The following is a 22,687-nucleotide window of genomic DNA, read 5'->3' as shown; positions in this document are numbered from 1 at the left end:
CCCCACAACGCCCCCCACCACTCATCGGCGTATCCCACGCTCACGCCAACGTGATCATTTCGGCTACCACCGCCCCCACAGAGACCGACTCGCTTATTTGAGGGCTAGCGGCGGGGCTGTCAAGTTTTCGGTGTAACTGTTGATTTCGGTTTTATCGGAGTCCGGCGGACAGGCGTCCGTCGAAGGTGATCTCGAAGGCGTTGAGGGCCTTCTTCCAGCGGTTGGACCAGCGCTTGCGGCCCGTCCCGGTGGGATCAAGACTCATGATTGCGAGATAGACGCACTTCAAGGCAGCCTGCTCGCTGGGGAAGTGGCCGCGAGCGTTCACCGCGCGGCGGATGCGCGCGTTGATGCTCTCGATGGCGTTGGTCGTGCAGATGATCGTGCGGATCTCGGTGTCGAACTGCAAAAACGGCACGAACTCCGCCCACGCGTTGGTCCACAGCCGCACGATCGCCGGGTACCGGGCCTCCCACTTTTCGCTGAACTCGGCGAACCGGTCCAGCGCCGCTTGCTCCGAGGGCGCGGTGTAGACCGGCTTGAGGTCCTTGGCGATCGCGCTCCAGTCCTTACGGGAGGCATAACGGAAACTGTTGCGCAGCAAGTGAACGATGCATGTCTGCACGATCGTCTGCGGCCACACCTGCGCGATGGCCTCGGGCAGGCCCTTCAATCCGTCGCAGACCACGCCCGGCGTCCAGCCGCAACCTGCGGCCCTCGAACGGCCGGCACGGTGCGCATTCCTGCGGTGTGTTGAAGACATACACACCAGGGCCCGTCCCTGGGCTGTGCAGCTTGCACAACTTAGAGTTCCTAACAAAATGATCACTTGACGTGCCATAGGTTCCTTGATCGTAGATCATGAACAGGTGAGGAAAGGTGAGCAACCGCCATGGATCGTCCCCGACGAGCTGTGGGAGCGAATCGAGCCGGTGTTGCCGCGTTGGGAGAACGCGCTGCCCAAGCTGGGCCGCAAGCGGCTGCCGGACCGGCTGGTCTTGCAGGGAATCCTGTTCGTGCTGCATACCGGGATCCAGTGGGAGTTTCTGCCCCAGGAGCTGGGGTTTGGATCCGGAATGACCTGCTGGCGGCGCCTGGCGGAATGGAACGAGGCCGGGGTGTGGCAGCGGCTGCACGAGGCGCTTTTGGCCGAGCTGAACGCGGCCGGGAAGCTGGACTGGTCTCGGGCGGTGATCGACAGCTCGCATGTGCGGGCGGCGCGGCGCGGCCCAAAAGCGGCCCGAGCCCGGTCGACCGTGCCCGGCCGGGCTCCAAGCACCACGTGATCACCGAGGGCGGCGGCATTCCGACGGCATTCAGCCTGACCGGCGGCAACGTCAATGACGTCACCCAGCTCCTCCCACTGGTCGAGGCGATCCCGCCCGTGCGAGGCAAGCGCGGGCGCCCCCGCCGCCGACCCGATGCGCTGTACGCCGACCGCGCCTACGACTCTGATAAACACCGGGACAAGTTGCGCGCCAAGGGAATCGACCCGCAGATCGCCGAACGTGGAACCGGCCACGGCTCCGGACTCGGCGTGATCAGGTGGGTCGTCGAGCGCACAATCGCCTGGTACCACGGCATGCGACGTCTGCGCATCCGCTGGGAACGCCGCGACGACATCCACGAGGCGTTTCTCGGCCTGGCTACCTGCATCATCTGCTACCGACACATCAAGATCCTTTGTTAGGAACTCTTAGGACATCATCACGAAACCTGCAGGTCAAGCACCTGCAGTCCGGGGCCGCGGCCCCCGACATCGCCGACGTGGCCCCCAGTTTTTACGACGGGCACCCATCTCTCTATTTTCACGACGAGCGACCCATCTTCTAACTTATTATAACTTTGGCCCCCGCTATTGCCGGCGGGGTGGCCTACGTGCCCGGCAGCGCATTCCACGTCTACCCGGGCGAGGGTAGGGAAACGATGCGGTTGAGCTTCGCCGGTGTCAAGGAAGAATCCATCGAGGAGGGCGTGCGCCGGCTGGCCGCGGTGGTGACGACGTGACCGAGCGTCCGGTCACCGGTGTGTGGCTCGTGGTGGCTCCGGACGCACCGTTCCGCCACCACGTCTTCACGTTCCATGGCAACGGCACGATGGCCCAGTCCAACCCGGACGGCGGCAATCGGAATGCCAGCGACAGCGCTGGCATGGGCCTGTGGCAGCAGGATGGTGACGTCGTACGTGGCCGGTTCGTCGAGGTGCATGCCAACCGGGAGTCCGGCGCGCCCACCGGTGCTACAGTGGTCGAGTTCGAACTGACCATCGACGGCGATGCGTGCCATGGCTCGGCACGTTCTTGGTCGTCCGGCGTGGACGGACTCCCGCCCAGCACCGTCCTCTCCGGATACCGAATGACGCTCGACGAACCGCCCAGCGCATTCCTGTCGCGGGCCGGCTTCGACGCCTAACACTTCAGCTGGCGCGCCCAGTGATCAGGAGATGATCGGGTAGTCACGTCATGACCTGGTCAGCATCAGAGGCGCTCTCCAAGATCATTGCCCAAACTCTCTGCCCGGGCGTGTGTGACTCGGCCTGGCGGATCAGCTTGGACTACGACGTCGTCGTACTCGACCGGGGAATCCCCTTGGTGCACGGCGATGAAGTATGCCGCTCGCTCATCGCGGAGCGTCGCGAGACACGGATCTTGCTGCTCACCGCCGCGTCCGCGGTCGCCGACCGCGTCGCTGGACTCGAACTCGTTCCGGATGACTATCTCCCCAAACCGTCCGCCTTCACCGAACTCGTCGCTAGAGTGCGCTCACTGGGACGACAGAGCAGGCCGGGTGTACCGCCACTACTGCAACGCGCGGGCATCGCCTTGGACCCCGCACGGCACCGGGTCACGCGTCACGATCGCCCGATTTCCTTGACCAAAAAGAATTCGTTGTCCGCGAAGAATCGCTTGGCACGGATGGTGCGGTCGTTTCGGCCGAGGAACCGCTGACCTCACTCGCGGAACCGGTGTGGCCGCACACGGCAAGTGCGCTTCCGCTACGCCGCCAACCGCCGCATGAACGACTGGTGAGCCTTCGTCACCACCCGCAAAGACGAGTGGCCCCGCCGGGTCTACGACGTCAGCCGCGCTGCCGGCCAAGGAGATGACGGTCTCGGCAGCCGCTGGACACCATCCTCTGGCGATGCTGTACCAACCGCACGACCTCCGAACCCAGCCATCCACCACAGAAACCGGCAGCCAGCCGTCTAACACCCCACGCACCCCGCCTGCCACCCGGGCCTGCAGCATGCCCAGATAATCGAATCGTCCACATTCGACACAGCCAGGCACCAGGTTGCCGGGGATGTCTGCGTGGACCACGTCATCCGCGACGCAATGCGTTCGTGGAAGACCGATGAACATCCCGGCAGGCGATCAACGGACTTGGCTCACCGGTTGCGGTGGCTCGGTGACCGCGGTGTTGCCGCGCTGCTCCCGGCATCCGCTGTACTCTCATGCAACTCCCGCAAAGCTAGATCAAGCCACCCATCGAGATCGACTCAGCAGGCCCCGCGTCCTGTTCGCCCTGCCCAGACCCAGTCCACGTCCACTCCCCCACCTCAGTTCTCGCACCATTGCATTCTGCTGCCCACTTTCCCCCACGCCCGCAATGCGACCCGACCCAGCCTCCTGCATCAGCTTGAGCTTCTTACTTCCTTCCGCCAGCCTTACCACTGGGCGGCAACACCACCATCTCCCGGTCCGGTTCGGCTTCTGGCACCGGAATCACCCACATCCCGGTCGCCGCCAGAACATCGGCTTTCTCGGTTTCCTCGCCCTTCTGCGGATCCCACCACACGACCACACCGTGCCCAGCACGGTCTTTGCTACCGCTATGCACCGCATTGATCACATGCCCACTACCGTCGGCTCGCCGGTAATCACCGGCACAGCAACACCCACCGGCCGCCGCGCACATACCGCTCAGCCCCGGCCACACCCTCCGCCTGCCAAGCCTGCCGACCGAGCGCCACCTACAACCGAGCCTGGTCCCGATCATTTCCCGATCATCACCCGGGCCCGCCACGAACTGCCGACCGAACTTCACAGAATTATGGAACGCCACACACGCCTCCAGGCAATTCACCCGAAAACGCTCATCGTCAGAAAAATAACTGGCCTGATTCACCCCTCGGCACAAACCGATACTCAGACCCCACTGCACCCGGCCACACGCCATCGGGCCCTACCGCAACTTCCTGAAATGGCTCACCGAGAGATGCCCCGTCAGGCCCTTCGACGCCAAACAACCCAACGGAACCCTTCCAGCCGTGGTAGTCGGGGAGGAAACCGGCGAAATCATCCGCTCCGGCGACCTGCCTGGTGTCGTCCTGTGGCCTGATCGGAGCCGGCGCGCTGGGGGGGTCCTTGTGTGCCCTGTCCAGCGTGTCGTGCAGGTCGTGTGCGGCGGGGGAGAAATCGTGCCCGGCCTGTCCTGACTCAGCAAAACTCGCCAAATCCACCGGCAAGAAATCCAGGTCGCCAGCAACATCCGTCTCGCCAACACCGTCAACCCCCTCCCACCCGAATAGATCGTCGCCATCCTCAAAATCAGCAGACCGGTGATCCAAAACTCCACGATCACGCCACGCCTTCGCCCAAACCGTTTTTTTAACCCCGAGCCCCTGTCCATTCACCCATTCCAGTCCTGCCGCAGCCGTCTCGGCCCCTCCCACCTTTTGAGCCCGCACAACCCACTCATACAACCGCTCCTTATCTATCCCAGGCCGCCGAACCCGCTTCGCCTTCCCAGTCGCAGCAAGCCACGCATCCCCCCAAACGTTTTTCCCAACCTCGAACCCCTGTCCACGCGCCCATTTCCGTCCTACCGCAGCCGTCCTGGCCCCTCCCTCCTCTTGAGCCCGCACAACCCACTCCTTCAACCGCTCCTTATCTACCCGAGGCCGCCGAATCCGCTTCACCTTTCCCGCATCAGCATCCTGTTGCTCAAAGGCCGCCACACCACCATAAGCCGACCCCTGGTGGGCGGCGGTCTGGACCGTCGACGGCCCAGCCTGCGACTCACCCGGATACACCTCCCCGGACCCCCGCTCCGAGGCCTCATCCCCCACCAGCAACAAATCCAGGTCGCCAGCAACATCCCTCTCGCCAACACCGTCAAATCCCTCCCAGGCGAATGGATCGTCCTCATGCTGAAAATCAGCAGACCAGTGATCCAAAACCTCAAGACCAAGCCACGCCTCCCCCCAAACATTTTTCTCAACCCCGAACCCCTGCCCATTCACCCATTCCAATCCTGCCGCAGCCGTCTCCGCCCCTCCTACCTTTTGAGACAACACAACCCACTCATCCAACTGCTCCCTCTCTATCCCAGGCCGCCGAACCCGCTTCTCCTTCCCCGCCTCAACAAGCCACGCATCCCCCCAAACATGTTTCTCAACCCCGAACCCCTGCCCATTCACCCATTCCAATCCTGCCGCAGCCGTCTCCGCCCCTCCCTCCTCTTGAGCCCGCACAACCCACTCCTTCAACCGCTCCTTATCTATCCCAGGCCGCTGAACCCGCTTCTCCTTCCCCGTCTCAGCAAGCCACGCATCCCACCAATTCTCGGCCCTAACCCCGAACCCCTGTCCATTCACCCATTCCAGTCCTGCCGCAGCCGTCTCGGCCTCTCCCTCCTCTTGAGCCCGCACAACCCACTCCTTCAACCGCTCCTTATCTATCCCAGGCCGCCGAACCTGCTTCGCCTTCCCAGTCGCAGCAAGCCACGCATCCCCCCAAACGTTTTTGTGAACCACGAGCCCCTGTCCATTCACCCATTTCAGTCCTGCCGCAGCCGTCCTGGCCCCTCCCTCCTCTTGAGCCCGCACAACCCACTCCTTCAACCGCTCCTTATCTTCCCCAGCCCACCGAACCTGCTTCGCCTTCCCAGTCGCAGCAAGCCACGCATCCCCCCAAACGTTTTTGTGAACCTCGAACCCCTGTCCATTCACCCATTTCAGTCCTGCCGCAGCCGTCCTGGCCCCTCCCACCTTTTGAGCCCGCACAACCCACTCATACAACCGCTCCTTATCTATCCCAGGCCGCCGAACCCGCTTCGCCTTCCCCGCCTCAGCATCCTGCTGTCCAGACGCCACCACACCACCCACAACCGCCCCACGGTGGGCGGCTGTCTGTCGCCGGCGCTTGCCTTTCCTTCCTGTCCACCTGATCACTGCGGGTGGTGCTTCGTCGGCGTAGCGCGGTGGTGCTGAGCCGTTTAGTGCTACTGCGGCACGTAGTTCGGGTCCGGATCTCCATAGTTGTTGGCCTTGGGAGCCCAGTAGGTACCAGTGGCCGGTGCCCAGGCCGTCGACGAATGTGGGTAGCAGCGTGCCGTCTTGGGCGATTTTGACCTTTGTGGCGTGGACGAGCCGGTCTTTGGTTTGGACGACGTCGGCTCTTGTTGTCCATACTCGTGTGTGGAGGGCGCGGGCGAGCCGTTCGGCGAATGTGAGTTTGCCGGGCTCTGGTCGTTGGTGGGCGGCGCATCCCAGTAGCGCGATGGGTAGGCCTGGGACGAAGTGTTGGTGTTGTCGTACTTCGTCGGCGAGGGTTTCGGGTGTCACGTGGCGGCCATCGGGCAGTATCGCTTGCCCGTCGGGGGTCACGTGCGCGCCGACGATCTGGGTGCCGGGCAGGTCGGGTGCCGAGTCCGTGGCCTGCTGGATCGTCTCGGCGGAATCCTCGGGGCCCCCGAACAGCAGTGGTTTTGGTCGTGGTGTGTGGGTCATGTCGGTGGGGGGGTCGACGGGTCGCGGGCGGCTTCCATCCGCCCGGTGCAGCATCCATTTCGGGCCCCGGCCTCGGTTGACCCGGGCCAGCACGTCCGCGCCGGTACTGCGCAGTGTGGTGACGTCGGTGTTGGGGGTGACCGTGTCGTCGTGCCCGAGGACCAGCAGCGGTTTTCTGCCTTCGGGGGCTGCGGTGGCGTGGTGTGGTGAGCGGGTCCATCCGGTGTATTCGGCGGTGTCGGTCGCTCCGTGGACCGGGAGGCTCACCGGTGCGCTGCGGGCGCCCCAGCGGCAGTCGGATCCGGGTGCGGTTCCTGCTTGTGCCGTCGTGCCGGTGCCGGCCAGTGCTGCGAGAAGGTCCGCGCCGGGGAGCTGCCGGGTGCCTCCGGTGGCCGACAGCAGGTGCCAGTGCCCGGCGGTCGCGGACCGGCCCTCGCCGCTGAGTATCGCTTCGGCGCGTTCGCTCCAGGTCGGTAATCCGCCGCGGACGAAGGACAGATCGCCGGTGACGACTCGGCCGTCGGCGGCGTGCCAGACCTCGTGATCGGCTGTGATCACGTCGACTCCGAGGGTGTCGCGTAGCTGGGCCGCATCGGCGAGGTCCAGTGATCCGTCGGATCCGATCAGCACGATCGGTCGTTTGGCCCAGCCGGGTAGTTGCTCGATTCGTGCGGCCAGTTCGGGCACGGTGAGGGTGCCGCCGGATGCGGTCAGCCCGATCACCAGGTGGCCACGGATCTTGGGCAGCAGCCCGGCCGCGTGGTGGTCGTCGGCGTGGGGTGTCCAGACCGCGGGCAGTGTGGCCGGTGCCGCCTCCGGTGCGGTGGCGGGTGCGAGCGGCTGGGGGGGTGGTCCGGGCAGGTTCTTCGCCGCGGCCTGTGTGGATTCCACGGCGAAGTAGCCGCCGTTGTCGATGGTCACCTCGATTTCGGAGCGGTTTCCTGGCAGGGCGGAGAAAAGGAAGCGATGTGCGGTGCGGTCGGTGAGGGTGTAGATCGCTTTTCCGGCCCGGTAGACGTGGTAGGTGCCCTTCTTCTCGGTGGTGACCTCCCGGGTGGTGCCGCGGGTGGAGACCTGGACGCGGGGGTTGGACCAGTTGCCCGAGATCCCGCCGGAGGGGTCGAGTGTGCTGGTCTCGCCGGGCAGGAGCATGTCCCCGCTGAGCTTGCCGTATTTATCGTTGTTCGCTCCGGGACCACCGCCGTCTATCGTGGCCAGCCCGGGCAGCGCCGCGCTGCTCTTGCCGGTGTCGGATTGGGTGAGCTCGTGCTCGGTTTTCTGTTCCTGGGTCAGCTCGCCGGTCGCGGTGAAGGAGTTGACGTAGTCGACCTCGGCGAACCGCAGGCGCACCGCGAGGCCGTGCTCGTCGTCCCAGACCATGCCGGTCTCGACCATGGCGGGCATCAGCACCGGGTCCTCGAACAGGTCGGGCATCATCGCGGTCAGGCCTTCTTCCCCACCGAGCTGCCACAGCAGTTGCGCGGGGAGGGTGGCCGGGCGGATCCAGCCGTTGCCGGCGGGCGCGCGCAGCGACAGTTCCGCACTGGCTGGGTCGGCGTCATCGGCCGGTGGGGGTGCGGGATGCGCCAGTACCGCGGCCAGCCAGGGGAACAGCCGCTCGCTTCCGGGCAGTGCCAGCGGGATCACGTCCACGCCCCGCAGATCCCGCGGCAGCGGCCCCAGTTTCTGGTCGCCTCCTTGTGGTAGGAGCCGGCCGCCGATGCGCACCGGGCGCGGTACCGGCGGCGTGGTCGTGGTCAGGCCCCCTGGGATGGTGTACCGGGCCGTGCCGTCGCTGGTGAACCACCGTTGTTGCGGGGTCCGGGTGTCCTCCTGCATCTCCGACCACATCTCGATGCCCCGCCTCGGGGCGGTCAGCAGCAGGTTGTTCAGCACCGCGTTCGGGGTCCACGTCCGGTACATCTCGACCTGGAACCAGGTCGGCCAGGTGTAGGAGTAGGAGATCGCGTCGGTGCCCAGCACCCGCGACTTGAACGTATCGCTTTCGGTGTCGCGTTGGTTACGCGACCATTCCCTGTCGTAGCTGACCTCGGGGTGCGCGCCCGCCCGGCGCGTGTCGCCACCCAACTTACGGGCCACGAGCACGCCCACATTGCCGCCGCCGCCCTGCGAGCGGGAGACGGCTTGCGCCCGTTTTTCGGTGTTCAGGAAAGCCGTGTCGGACTTGGTGTCCTTGTCCGGTGTGGCCTGAGCGTCCGGGGCGTACCGTGCGCGGACGACGAACTCGATCGTCTCCGTGCCGCCCAGATACGGGCGGGCCGCCAGCAACGGCATCCCGGACGTCGCTTCCTGGCCGAACCGGGCGGCCACCGCGGTCGCCGACGCCAGTTTCTCCACCGACCCGGCGATCCCGGTCGGTACCTCCAGCCAGCGGCCCGTACCGAAACCGGGAGCATGCTCGGAGATCATGCTCTTGATCAGCGGGGCGACCTCGTGTGCGTTGGAGATCTCGGTGACGATGGTCGGGCCCAGCGCGGCTCCGGAAAGGACGAACTCCGGCGGATACCGCACCTCGGTCACCGGTGTCGGTTTCCGCTCCACCCCGGCGGGCAGCTCAAGGTGCCGGGTCCGCGGTGGCTGCCCCTGCGCTGCCGGTTCCCGGGCGGGGTGGGTGTGCATTCGCTGCGCGACGGCGTCGGAGAGCAGGAACTCCACACCACCACCGACCGCGATCTTCTCCGTTGTCTCGGCAGCGTCGGACTCCCCGTAGCGGGTGATCTCGAACACGCCATGCGCCCGGTACAGGTGGGAGGCTCCGGTCGTCCTGCCGATCCGCCGGCGTGCGGTGCCACGACCGTAGGTGGTTGCTTCCTCCTGACTGAACTTGCCCCGGCCGGTCAACGACGGGGCCACATAGGCCCGGCTCGACTTACCCCCGAACAGCATCCACGCCGAGCCGCGGAAACGCCCCTCGAAACCTCTGCCCCGCATCTCCTGACCGTCCAGCTTCAGCCCGCCCTCGGTACCCACTTCCAGATTCAGCTTGCCCGCAGCGGTACCCACCGGGTGAGCATCAAACAGCCGCAACCGCACCCGGCCCCCAGCCACCGGCAGCCCACCCGGGGCCACCAACTGATCGAAGTTCGTGTCCGGCGAATCCTCACCGGCCGTGGCCGCGTCCTGTTGTTTCCCACCCGCGAGTTTCCGCAGCGCGCCACCGATGGCCTCACTCAAAACCGTGGACGGGGTCGCCACGCCCTGCGGCATGAGGAACTCGACGTTCACCTGGAACGGGTTGTCGTCCTGATGGCCGTAATCGAAGTCCCTGACGACCATACCCAGATCGCTGAGATCACCCTGCGGGGTGGTGGGTGCCAGCGGCTCCGGAACCAGCACCCGCGTCCAGCCACTGACCGTGGAAGTGCAACGGCCGGTCGTCGTGGCATTGCTGGACCTCGAAGCATCACCGGAACCCTCGACACCGTCCGAGTCACTGTCGCGGGTGAAGAAATTACTGGACAGGATGTTCAGCTCGATGTCGCTGTTGTTCGCCGCAGCAGAGCCGTTCGCCCGCCCACCGAACAAGCCGAGCCAGCGGTACCACGACCGCGACTGCCCCGTCTGCGACCCCAGCCCGGGCTGCGACTCCGGCTCGGGCTGCGGCTGCCCGGACTTCGGGGGTGCGGGCTTCGTCGACACACTAATCGACCAGGTCACCAGCCGATCGAAGGTGACCGCGGGCCCCACGAACCTCGCGCGCCGGTGGACCTTGTGACTCTGCCCGAGGGTGCCGGCGTAGCCGCGCGAGAACTGCGCCGACGCGGCGACGAGGAAACCCAGGGTGCGCCAGAAATCCTTGCGCTTGGTGCCGATCGTGGCACCCGACTCGACACCGATCCGATGCTTCGTACCGGCTTTCGCCTTACTCTCACCACGAATCGTGTTCTTCGCGGTGGAATCCACGTTGGACTTCGCGACCCCGCCGGTCCCCACCAAAGCCCCCAGTTCCGGCGTGACCTCGATCGTCACCAACCGGTCACCGACCTGGATCGTCCCGGAGGCACCACGCAGCTCTCCACTGAACTCCCCGAACAACCCCGGCGCACCGAAAGCCGAGGACAACTGCGTCTCCACGACCGACCGCACGTCGTGGTCCAGCGACCTCAGCTCGTCACCCACCGACTCACGCAGCAACCGGCGCACTTCCGGAAGCACCCGCTCGATCCCCGGCGCCCGGTCCACCACACCGCCACCGGTGCTCTTACCCGCCGCCAGCATGTCGGGCTGCCGACGCTGACCCACCGGAATCGTGATCTCCGGACGCTTACCGTAATCGGCCAGGACCGACAAGGCGAGGTGCTCGGCGGTGTCGTTTTCCAGCCCGGCGTCCAGTTCCCCGTCCTTGGCTTCGACCAGCTCCCGGGTGATCTCCGGACGCACACGATCCACCAGGTCACGGAAGTTCTGGCGCTCACGCAACCCAACCGGGACCGCCGGGCTTTCCTGCGGCGCGTGGTGCTCCTCAGCGACCCGCAAAGCGGAGTGCACCGCGGAAATCTCCTCAAGCCGGGCGAATTCCTCCACCGGCATCCACAGGAACACCTTCTCGCCCACGGTATCCGAACCCTCCAGCGCCGGATCCGAGGAATACCGCGCAACCCGCACATCCAGCGTCGCCTCCACCAGGACGGCATCGCCCTCGATGCTGGCCACGGTCTTCTTCCCCCCACTGGTGCCCACCAGCTGCGTCAGCGTCTCCCCCGATTCCGCCGCACCGGAGACCGTGAACGGCGTGATCATCGTGTACGCGCCGAGACCACGCCGTTCCTCGTTGAGCTCGGTAGCCAAACCAGGACCCACACTCGCCGAACCTTCGATACTCGCCGACTGCGCCACGCTGGTGTCCAGCTTCGTGTCGCCACCAGCGATCTGCCGCAGATTCACATCCGGCACAACCCGGTCGTCGACCCGCCGCACCGACCGCAACTCCGCGGACACCTCCAGCGACAACGTGTTCAGCTTCGCGCCCGGCAACCGCAACGGACTCGACCGGTAACCACCACCGGTGATCTCCCCGAACTTCACGATCACGGCGTCCTCGCTCAACTCACGCGACACCGAATCACGGACCTCGACACCCACCTCCGACACCGGCAACCCAGCAAGGACCCGCCCACGGATTCCCCGCACCGCCGCGGCCTGGGGCACGACGAACACCTCGTGCAGGGCCGAAGCGGGAAGAGGCAGCACCGGCCCACCCGGCCCGGGATTGATAACCGCGGGCGGCACATCCTCCCCGTAGTAACGGACCAGCGCCACATCGGTGATCACGTCACTCTGATACGTCCGCGGCGGGCCCTCTCCCGCCCGCACATCGATCACGAAACGACCATCGACAACGAAATTCTGCTCCGGAACCTGGACACTATGCCGCTCTGCAGGCCGGCTGTTGATCCCACGGGAAAACTCGGTCGTCGACACAAGATTACGTTGCTCATTGGTCCCCACCGACGGCCGCACCGAAGGGTTGAACAACCAGCTACGAGCCACACCTTCGGTCGCCGCACCCAGCATGTTGGGCATGACAGCGGGCACACCGTACTGCGGGCCCCCCTCCCGCCCCACGGTCCGGCTCGCGTCGGCGGAACGAATGCCCCACTCGCTGAACCCCGCGCCCCTGGGCAGATGCACCGGCGTCGCCGCGGTACGTTCGAACCTCAGATGCAACTCGCGGGAATCGACCTCGATCCGGATACCCTCATCGAAAAGACGCCGCAGCGTCTTCACGACCTTGGCCTCGGAGAACAACTCCTCGATCGACGCCCGGGCCGGCTCCCGCACACCTTCCGGCAACGCGGCAAGAACGTCCTCGGGATCAATACTGCCGGGCTTCCAGATCTTCCCGCTGCCCATCGCACCCTCGGCCGCGTAAGACGGCAGATCGACCTGCCGGACCGTCACATCAGCACGGTCCGCCGCGACACGAGCCTGAGCCACAGCCTTCGCGGCCGTCTCCGCCGCTTCCTTCGCGACGTCACGGACATTCTCCGCCCGGGCAACACCCTCGGCGATACGCTCACGCACCTCCCGATCCGCCGTCACCAGCTGATCAATCCGCTCCCGCACAGCAGCGTGCTCAGCGACAGCGGACTCCACCCGCGCCGCCGCGTCGGCACGCTGAGCACGCAACGCATCCCGCCCAGGACCCTCACCCTCGCCCGCGTCCTGGCCTCGCAGAAGCTCCGCCCGCTCCCGGGCGCCCACCAAAACCGCCCGTTTCTCAACCAGATCCCGCCGAGCCGCACCGAGCTCAGCACGCAACTCCTCCTGCCGCCGCCTAATGGGAGCTACCGGGTCGGCCACCGGGCAGACTCGGGTCCGGTAGCGGCCAGTGAGTGAGCACTCTCGTCGCCAGGCATTCGATGCCTAAGGTCAGACCGTGCCCCCGCTGGTCGTGGGGAGGACGTGACCACTGATGGGGTGACGTGCCCGCCGAAGGCTGGCGTGAGCACTGGACCATTAGGCCGCCGGTGTTCCTCTTCCGCGCTGCTCAGGACACGATGCTGACCGTGTGGAGGGTATGTGTTGTTCGTCGGAGATGACTGGGCTGAAGATCACCACGATGTCGAGGTGCAGGATGAGACGGGTCGGCGGCTGGGTCGGGCTCGGCTGCCGGAGGGCGTGACCGGGGTTGCCCGGCTGCACGCGCTGATCGGTGAGCATCTGCCCGAGGGCGCCGAGCCTGACCAGGTCGTGATCGGGATTGAGACTGATCGAGGTCCATGGGTCCAGGCGCTGATCGCGGCCGGGTACACGGTGTATGCGATCAACCCGCGGCAGGTGGCGCGCTATCGGGAGCGGCACGGCACCTCGGGCGCCAAAAGCGACGCCGGGGACGCGCACGCCCTGGCCGACATGGTGCGCACCGACCGTCATCAGTTACGCGCGGTCGCCGGTGACACCGAGCAGGCCCAGGCCGTGAAGGTGGTGGCGCGGGCGCACCAGACGCTGATCTGGGACCGGCACCGGCACATGCTGCGGCTACGCACCGCGCTGCGCGAGTTCTTCCCCGCCGCGCTGGAAGCCTTCGACGATCTCCTCGCCCCGGATGCACTGGAACTCCTTGGCCGGGCACCGGACCCGGACCAGGCGGCCAGGGTGTCACGCGCGCAGATCACGGGCGCGCTCAAGCGGGCCCGGCGCCGCAACGTGGACGAGAAGACCACCGCGATCCAGACCGCGCTGCACACTGAACACCTGACCCAGCCGCCGGCCGTGGCCGCCGCCTACGCGGTGACGGTGCGGTCCCTGGTTAGCGTGATCACTGCCTTCAACACCGAGATCGCCGCCGTGCAAGAGCAGGTGCAGGCGTGTTTTGGCCGAGCCCGGGACGCTGAGATCTACCTGTCCCAGCCCGGCATGGGACAGATCCTCGGGGCCCGGGCCCTCGGCGAGTTCGGCGACGACGCCGACCGCTACGCGAGCGCGAAGAACCGGAAGAACTACGCCGGCACCAGCCCGATCACCCGCCAGTCCGGTAAGAAGAAGACCGTGCTGGCCCGCTTCGTCCACAACGACCGGCTCGTCGACGCCCTGCACCAGCAGGCCTTCTGCGCCCTCCGCGCCTCACCCGGCGCCCGCGCCTACTACGACGAGCTCCGCGGCCGCGGCATGAACCACCACGCCGCCTTACGCCAGCTGTCCAACCGACTCGTCGGCATCCTGCACGGCTGCCTCAAGACCCGGAGCACCTACGACGAACACACCGCCTGGGCACACCACAACCGAGACCAGCAAGCCGCCGCTTGACAAACAAAATCATGGGGTGTCTGACCTCCGCCAGATCTCCCTCCACAACCGTCAACTTCTCAGCTTGCCGCTGAGCACGCCCGACACTCACATCAGCCGAGGCAGTCTCATCCGTCGCCGCCTTGAGCAACGCATCGGTCTCAGCGGAATCAGCCGCCGTGACCCTGCTCGCCGGCGCCTCCAGCACGGGCGCATCCACCATGCTGGAAACCTGGGTCAGCTTCTCACCAGCCGCCACGATCTTCCTACGCGCCTGGGCCACTTTCGCAGCCTGCTCGGACTCCCGCAGCCATCCCAGATCCGGCAACGGCCCCGCACGGAACCGCGCCGTCTCCGCACGCAGATGCACCCAGTTAGGACTCAACCCAGGCAACCCCGGCGGCAAGGAAACATCAGACGGGCCCTGCCCCGATGGCCACTGACCCCTCCGCGTCGTCTCCCAAACGCCCTGCGAATAGTCAGGACGCATCGTGGAGTGCTCATCCAAGTACCAACCACCAACCATGGAGGCAAACGGCTGGGTCTCGGGACCGAACCAGACTATGCCCCGCGTCCAGAGCACCTCAACACCCGACGCACCATCCAGCACCTGCGCGAACTCCTCCGAGACCCCACAGGCATACAACCGAATCGCTCGCCGCCCGCCCATTCTCGATCGAATTAAACCAGCCAACTGCTGGGCATCCGCACTCTCGCCGCCGATAAGCACTCCACCGCGCCCATCACCTTTCACCACCACCGCCAACACGCCATCCTCAACCGGCAAACCACTCGCTACAGCAAGAAGCTCCTCGCCCAAATCAGACGGCGACACCATAATTCCCGCCTGAATCTCCGCTACGCCCGGACCCAGCACCTGCTCAGGAACGTCAGAGGGCGGCTGTTCTGGTGGCGAATCGTCCCTCCGAGTCGTATTCCAGGTGCCAAACACATTGGTCTCCGGACCGAACACCATGTCCGGCGTCCAGATCACCTCGGCATCCAACGCCCCATCCAGCACCTGCGCGAACTCCTCCGAGACCTCACCGGCATACAGCCGGATCGCCCTCCTCCCGACCATTCCCGGTCGAATCAAACTAGCCAACTGCTGGGCATCCGCACTCTCGCCGCCGATAAGCACTCCACCGCGCCCATCACCTTTCACCACCACCGCCAACACGCCATCCTCAACCGGCAAAACACGCGCGACAGCACGAACGTCCTCGTCCAAATCGGACGACATCACAATCCCCGACTCAACAACCACAGCCGGCTTCACAACCTCAGCCGATGCAGCCTCCGGCAAGCTCACGGCAGGAGATCCACCAGCAGGCGAAAATCCTCCCCCACCAGACACCAACTCCGCCAGCTCGGCTGGCGCCGCATCCTCCCCTGATCGCACCGATACCTGATCCTCCGGTCGCGGAACCGCACCTGGCGCCACACCCGCGCTCAGAGCCGTCATCGCTGCCCAAGTATCGGCCAGCCTTCCCTGCACCGCGTCAATAGACTCCAAGGCTCCATCCGATGACAATGGATGGGTCATCACGTCCAAGAACTCCGGCGCGTCCCGCAACCACTGCTCGGCCGCCCGCATCCCCCGCAGCCTCGACCCGATCCGCCGCAGCTGCTCCGGGGTCCAGGCTTCCTGCTGCACCGCCGCCCTCGCAGCCGCGACCTGGGCACGCACATCCGGACGGAAATCCGCCGGCAACGCCGCAAAATGCTCCTCCATACGCCCGACCAACCCCGACAACTCAACAACAACAGCCGGCTTAACAGCCGCCGTATTCCCCGCCGCAATCTGCCCTGACTCAAAATTCCGCAAGTACTCTCCGGCGGCCGCCCGCAGCGCCTCCAGCTTCGGCGCGATCCGCTGCAGCTGCTCCGGGGTCCAGCCTTCCTGCTGCACCACATTCCTCAACTCCGCGACCTGGGCACGCACATCCGGACGGAAATCCGCCGGCCACGCCGCCAAACGCTCCTCCAAATGCCCGACCAACCCCGACAACTCAACAACAACAGCCGGCTTAGCAACCTCAGCCGACGCAGCCCCTGACAAACTCCCGACAGCAGACGAAGACCCTCCCCCACCAGACAACTCCGGAGCCCGCTTCTCCGCAGCCACCCGCGCAGCCTCCAGCTTCGACTCGATCTTGCCAGCCTGCCGCTGCGCAGCCTTCCTCTGCTCAGCCTTCCTCTCCCTATACTGACGCGAACGTGCCGTGTCCTCGTCACGCAACCGCTTATCCTCCGCCGCAATCTCGTCGAACTCCGCCTGCACCGGCGCGATCTCCTCCTGCAGCGCCGCCAACTCCGCCTGCCGATCCGCACCCGCCCCATCCCGCCCCGGCAACGCCTCCAACGAAGCTTGGTTAGCCTTAAGCTTCTTCAGCGACTCCCCCAACTCCGCAATCCGCGCACGCCGCTTCGCCTTATCACTGGCCCGACCCTTGCGCTGGTGTGCTCCCTCCACATCGCGCGGCACAGCACCCGACGAAGAACCCGACGCACCGCCGCCCGCTGTGTGACCCTCCGGACCTGCCCCCGCCTGGATGGCCAGCCCGCTGCCCCGCGTACCCAGCTTTTCGGCCAGCGCCTGGGAAAACTCCACCACCTCGTCCTGGTGATCATCGCCGAGCTCGTGGTGCTTGGCCGCGACCAGCGCCACCACATCGTTCACCGACACGTCGCCATCCCCACGACCCAACCGCCGGATGTCATGCGTGCCCTGCACAATCCGCCGCGCCGCCACCTCATCATCGCTGGACCAGCCCACCTCCTTCGCCCGATCGATCTCCCCATGCACATCCGCCACCGACGACTCCAACGAAGACACACTGCCGCCCAAACCGCCCGAAGCAGACCAAGACTCCGACACGTCCGAATCCGACGACGCCTCCGACGAGTCGTCAGCCAAGAACTCCTCATCAGACCGCGCACCACGACCACCAGACTCCCGCAATCCACTGGAGCGGTGCGACTCCGACGGCTCCGCGTCTCCCCTCAAGCGCTGAAGCCGCTCCAGCAGCTCTGCCCGTTCTGCCTCGTCGAAGACGCTCTCGGTGTCATCGGTCTCCGCATCACTCGACACATCCTCAGTGGACCCCGACAGCAAGTCCCCAGCCGACTCCGGCCCCGCACCCGCAATCACGGCCGATGCCGCGAGCCTCAGACCATGCAGTCGCTGCAGAAACGCCTGCGCATCCCCTATCTGACCGCCATTCGTCAGCAGCCGATGCGCGACCGCATCCCGCAATTGATCATCCTGCATTCCCCCGAAGTGCAGGTCGAACTCGCGGACCACATGATCTCGACCGTGCAGAACTTGCAGCTGCGCGTACCCGCCGTATGATGTCTTGTAAGTCTCCCGCAATTCCCGCATCGCGTTATTCCGACGCAGCTCCCGAACAGCAGCGGAAGCGTCCGCTACCCGGCTGTGGAGCTCTTTGACCGACGTCTGCGGATGAATAAACGACCACTTCGTGATCTTGGCTTCATATGCGTTCCGCAGGTCAGTGCTTGTCTCCCCCTCCGCCAAAATCTGCTGCAGAGAACCCACCGCAGCGTCCAAATCGGATGTCAGCTGCCTCCGGACATCAGCAATAACTGGGTCAGCCCATCCCCTCCTCCTCTTGAACCGAGCTTCCAAATCGGACCTGCTGTTGTAACCCCCGAGGAGCCCGTCCACACGTGCCTCGTCTCGCAGCACCCGTTCGACAGCATCCTTGTCCGGCAAACCACTAAGCGCCTTGCCCACCGCCACGCGCCGGAAATACATCTGTTGCTCTTTAGACCGAGCCTCGTTCGTTCCAGGGATCGGGGTCACCGTGGCGGAAAGCAAGTCGTCGGCAGCACTCGAGTCCGCACCACCACCCAGGTCGCCAGCCAGGTAATGGACCAGTCTCCACCGCAACTGCTGCAACTGCCGATCGGCCTGCGGGTTCGTCATCAACTGCTGCAACTGCTGATGATCCCGGGGGTTCTTCATCAACTCGTGTGCGATCACATCCCGGAACGGCCGGGACTCGTGAAGGGGCCCCAAGACCTTCTCCGCCGGAGCATACAAACGGTCCACGGCATCTTGACCGTGTTCGTCGGCCAACTGCCGCAACGCCCTACTGGCATCCGCGAACGTCCGCTTCACCGAACTAATCTGATGAATAACGCTGAGCCCCGGATCAACAACGGCCCCGCGCACCATCGGGGCAGCAACGACCCCAGCCACCGCCTCATTCCCAGCACGATCTGCCTGCCAACGTTCCTCTTCCGCTCTCACCTCCTCGAACGCGTCGCGAGTCAAACCACTCCTCGCCATGCCAAGGTCGAGGTCACCGGACAGGGAATCGGCCAGTCCCCCTCGCACCACTTGAACACCCTGCCAGTCGCCCGGGTGCTCGCCCAACCAGTGCGCCAGCACAACCCGGAACCGCCCCGACGCCTTCAACGGCCCCAAAATCCCATCCGCAACAACCAACAACCGGTCCACAGCATCCCGACCCGCGACCCCCGCCCACTCATCCAACTGCGCCGCCGCCGTCAACTCATGAAGCCTTTCCTCCAACTCCACCATGCCGACCCCATCTCCCGGATGACTCAACATGTAATGAGCCAACACATTCCGGAGACCGTCATCACCCCCGAAAACTCCCACGCCCTCCTCGCGCGCCCGCATATCAGCGATCAGACCATCTACGCCTACATCCACCCCGCCTACGTAAACTGGCCACCCCTCATCGCGCATCCTCTGCAACCCAGCCTCCGCGTTAGTGATCAACTCACTCAGCGCGGCCGCCGCAAACTCCTGTGACCACCCCGCTACCTGAGCGGACTCACCAGCAGACGAAGACCCTCCCCCGCCCAACAACGCAGCCTGCCGCTGCTTATACCGACGCACACGTACCAAGTCCAGGTCACGCAGCCGCTTATCCTCCGCCACAATCCCGTCGAACTCCGCCTGCACCGGCGCGATCTCCTTCTGCAGCGCCTCCCACTGCCCCCGCAAACCCGCATCCGCCCCATCCCACCCCGGCAACGCCTCCAACGAAGCCTGGTCAGCCTTAAGCTTCCCCAGCGACTCCTCCAACTGCGCACGCCGCACACGCCGCGCCGCCTTATTATTGGCCCGACGCTTGCTGTTATTTGCATTCCGCCTTGCCTTCTTTTCGTCAAGCGTCTCGGTCCGGCTCGATCCTGGGCTGCCCGACGACGCACTGCCGTCCGCTGTGTGACCCTCCGGCCCTGCCCCGGCCTGGGCGGCCAGTCCGCTGCCCTGCGTGCCCAGCCTGTCGGCCAGCGCCCGGGAGAACTCCACCACCTGGTTTCGGTGATCATCGCCGAGTTCGTGGTGCTTGGCCGCGACCAGCGCCACCACGTCCTCCAGCGACACGGCAGCATCCCCACGAGCCAACCGCCGGACGTCATGTGTGGCCTGAACAATCCGCCGCGCCGTCGACTCATCATCGCCAGACCGGCGCCCGTCCCTCGCCCGATCGATCTCGCCGCGCAGGTCCGTGCCCGACCACTGCCCCACCGGCGCTCTTCCCGACGCTGCCGGACCAACCGGAACAGCAGTCGAGGCGTCCGCCAGACCGGTCAGGCTCCCGTGCCCGCCAACCGGCACCGGGGCACCGGGCCCGGCCACCGGCCTAGCCGAACCGTCCGTACCGAATACCGTCCACTGCGGTGTGCGCTCGCCCTGTCCCGACGTCAACGCGACAACATCACGCCCCATACCCTGCGCCAGAGCCGAACCCTGACCAGGCGAGACCACCACGCCCGCAGTCGGATTGCCCTGCGCGACCAGCAGCACAGGCCCGCCCGGGGAATCCGCCACACCGCCCCGCACGAACTCCGCCAACCCGCCACCAGCAACCACATTCGCGGGCACCGGCACCCGCACCGCGTCCACCGGCAAGCCCACAGGCAAGGCCGCCGCCGGATCCCGATGCAGATACGGGGCCGGCTGCGACCCGTCCGCCGGCACCATCGTCGAATCCGGCGACACCGCAGCCCCATCCACGCGATGCGAATCCCCATGCGCCGCGACCGAGTCCACATGGGAATCCGCATCGCGGCCGGTCCAGCCACCCGGCGAGGACCCATGCTCCGGGGACACCACACCACTGTCGGAGTCCACGACAGACCCGGACCTGCCAGTCTCCGGTAGCGCGGTATCCGCGGGCGCACCCGAAGCATGTGGGGTCACCGCCGGTGAGTCCGGGGTCTGGGAGGTAAGCACCTCCAGCGGCCGGTTCCCGGGCACATCCACACCATGCGCTCCGGGCACCTGATCGCCACCGGCAACCGGACGGTACGCCGGCGGCGGCGTCCCCGATCGATCCTGGCCGGAACCCACTACCCCATCGGAATACGCCGGCGGCGGCGTCCCCGACCGGTCCCGCCCAGAACCCACTACCCCATCGGAATGTGCCGGCAGCGGCGTCCCCGACCGGTCCCGCCCAGAACCCACCACCTCATCGGAATACCCCGGCAGCGGCGTCCCTGACCGATCCTGCCCAGAACCCACTACCCCGTCGGAATGTGCCGGCAGCGGTGCGCCTGGCCGGTCCTGCCTGGAACCGGGCACCTCTGGAACACCACGAGCCGGCTTCTCGCCCGGCACACTGTCATCGGCGCCCCTCTTACCGTCCGTGCCGCCCACAACAGCAGACACCGGAGGGGAACCGGACACCACCAGGTCATCACCAGAGGACACCGGCACCGCAGCCGAATCCACCGACCCGGTATCCGATACCGAGAAAACAGAGTCCACATCAGACACATCCGAGGCATCGGAGGAATCGGAGGAATCGAAGGAATCGGAGGAATCGAGCGTGTTGTCCTTGTCCGGGGAGCCAGGGGTATCCCCTGTCTGCGACCCAGGCCCTATCCCCAGCAGCGGGGTCTTCTCCCTGTCGAACCCGCCACCCTCGGTGGTGGTGTCCTGACGCCGGCTGGTGTCGTCGAGGTAGGGGCTCGGGCCTTCCGGGTGCAGCTTGCCCCGCCACGCCAACCCCGCCAGATTGCCCACACCACTGAACACCGACTCGAACACGCCCGCCGTCACCGAGAACGGGTTCCAGGTCACTTCCTGGCCCGAGGCCGCTAGATACCCCACCTCGCCGAACAACTCGCCCAAGCCCTCGGACAACGCCTCCCCGATCCCGCTGCCGAACCGTGCCGACCACATGCCCCGCACCGACATCCCCGCGTAATGATCCAGGTGCTCCCCCACCGCATCCGCGAACTTCGCCATCGCCGACACCGGATACTTCTCCGCGTGCTCGGCCACCGCTTTCTTTGCCGCCGCCTCCAGAATCTTCTCGTCCACCCCATCGCCCAGCCCCTTCACCAGCACCTTCGTCAACGCGTTGCTCACCAGGCCGCCTACCGCCGACAACGGCAGCGACACCAACGCCGAGAACGCCCCCATTCCCGCCGCCTGCTCGGTGAGCTTCCCGTCCCACTTCTCAGCCGACTTCTCACCCAGCATCTGCAACTGGGCCTGCATATCCGGTACCACGTTGAACGCCACACCACCGGCCGCCGCCATCGCCAACCGCATAAACAACTGGCCCCACCACCGCGACAACAAAAACCGCATCACCGCCATCCGCGCCGCCAGCCACGCCATCGACGCGCCACCGGTCGCCCCCGCCCAATACACCGCCCACGCCATCTCAAACAACAACAACTCCAAACCATAAATCGTCACCAACTTCAAATACCGCACCTGCCGCGCCAGATCCCGCACGAACACCGCCAACTCCCGCAACGCCCCCTCACCCGAAGCCAGCAACCCATCGAAAATCTCCAAACCCCCCGCGAACCGGTCCGCCGCCTTCCCCGAAAACTCCGTCCGCACCTTCGCCACCAATTCCGCCAAAAACGGCCCTACCTCCCCCACCCCCACCGCACCCGACTCCAACGCATCCGCCACCGCGAACAACCCACCCTCATCCGCATCCGTCATATCCTCACCCGTCAACACCTGAAAAAGCCGCCTCACCCCCTCCGGCACCATGATCGAAGAAAACATCACAACCACCCAACCCCAACGCCGCCACAACACATGGCAGCAACGATGTATACGGGAATCAGCCCTTGGATCCACCGGCGCGGTGACGCGCAAAAACCCGATAGCCGGGCGACCTCAGCCGCCCGGCACCCGAACCACAACACGCCTCTCACAACGAGAACACGG

Annotated in this window: 9 protein-coding genes; 5 read left to right on the top strand and 4 right to left on the bottom strand. The window is 65.8% G+C overall.

The genetic code is table 11. The annotated features are described in order from the left end of the window. Positions 1–151 precede the first annotated feature (151 nt). Positions 152–763 (bottom strand): IS256 family transposase, encoded by a 612-nt coding sequence (locus DL519_RS04345; RefSeq protein WP_397545037.1) that lies wholly within the window; start codon positions 761–763, stop codon positions 152–154. A 133-nt stretch (positions 764–896) separates the two neighbouring features. On the opposite strand from DL519_RS04345, the gene DL519_RS04340 reads away from it, so the two are divergent. The 4 genes from DL519_RS04340 to DL519_RS04330 all read left to right on the top strand — a co-directional run bounded on the left by DL519_RS04340 (position 897) and on the right by DL519_RS04330 (position 2,947). Next, a protein-coding gene (locus tag DL519_RS04340; protein WP_223840204.1) for an IS5 family transposase occupies positions 897–1,690 on the top strand; the annotation gives its coding sequence in 2 pieces (ribosomal slippage) (positions 897–1,233 and positions 1,233–1,690; 795 coding nt in all). 188 nt (positions 1,691–1,878) lie between these two features. Continuing rightward, positions 1,879–2,007: a hypothetical protein gene (locus DL519_RS48360; RefSeq protein ID WP_263399572.1), complete on the top strand. Its 129-nt coding sequence runs from the start codon at positions 1,879–1,881 to the stop codon at positions 2,005–2,007. Further along, positions 2,004–2,411 (top strand): hypothetical protein, encoded by a 408-nt coding sequence (locus DL519_RS04335; RefSeq protein ID WP_190812996.1) that lies wholly within the window; start codon positions 2,004–2,006, stop codon positions 2,409–2,411. Before DL519_RS48360 ends, DL519_RS04335 begins: the two co-directional genes overlap by 4 nt. A 50-nt stretch (positions 2,412–2,461) precedes the next feature. Further along, positions 2,462–2,947 carry a response regulator transcription factor gene (locus tag DL519_RS04330; RefSeq protein ID WP_223838428.1) on the top strand — a complete coding sequence of 162 codons (486 nt, stop codon included), beginning with the start codon at positions 2,462–2,464 and terminating at the stop codon, positions 2,945–2,947. A 700-nt stretch (positions 2,948–3,647) separates the two neighbouring features. Here DL519_RS04330 and DL519_RS04325 read toward each other — a convergent pair. Together DL519_RS04325 and DL519_RS04320 are read right to left on the bottom strand one after the other, a co-directional pair. After that, entirely contained in the window at positions 3,648–3,797 is a 150-nt protein-coding gene (locus tag DL519_RS04325) for a hypothetical protein (protein WP_190812995.1), read from the bottom strand. Between the two features lie 304 nt (positions 3,798–4,101). After that, a complete protein-coding gene (locus DL519_RS04320) occupies positions 4,102–13,014 on the bottom strand; it encodes a hypothetical protein (protein WP_190812994.1) in 8,913 nt (2,970 codons plus the stop codon). 261 nt (positions 13,015–13,275) lie between these two features. On the opposite strand from DL519_RS04320, the gene DL519_RS04315 reads away from it, so the two are divergent. Then, a complete protein-coding gene (locus DL519_RS04315; protein ID WP_190812993.1) occupies positions 13,276–14,502 on the top strand; it encodes an IS110 family RNA-guided transposase in 1,227 nt (408 codons plus the stop codon). On the opposite strand, the gene DL519_RS04310 is transcribed toward DL519_RS04315, so the two are convergent. Continuing rightward, positions 14,429–22,522, bottom strand: coding sequence for a WXG100-like domain-containing protein (locus DL519_RS04310; protein WP_190812992.1), 8,094 nt, complete (start codon positions 22,520–22,522; stop codon positions 14,429–14,431). The genes DL519_RS04315 and DL519_RS04310 overlap by 74 nt on opposite strands. Positions 22,523–22,687 lie beyond the last annotated feature (165 nt).

The organism is Saccharopolyspora pogona, from assembly GCF_014697215.1.
In the GTDB taxonomy this organism is placed as follows: domain Bacteria; phylum Actinomycetota; class Actinomycetes; order Mycobacteriales; family Pseudonocardiaceae; genus Saccharopolyspora; species Saccharopolyspora hattusasensis.
The sequence above is the reverse complement of the archived record's forward strand: the minus strand, read 5'-3'. Positions and strand labels throughout refer to the sequence as shown.

Bases quoted from the DNA above. Each gene is read 5' to 3' on its own strand.
- DL519_RS04345 (WP_397545037.1), bottom strand. From the start codon at position 763: ATGTCTTCAACACACCGCAGGAATGCGCACCGTGCCGGCCGTTCGAGG.
- DL519_RS04330 (WP_223838428.1), top strand. From the start codon at position 2,462: ATGACCTGGTCAGCATCAGAGGCGCTCTCCAAGATCATTGCCCAAACT.
- DL519_RS04310 (WP_190812992.1), bottom strand. From the start codon at position 22,522: ATGTTTTCTTCGATCATGGTGCCGGAGGGGGTGAGGCGGCTTTTTCAG.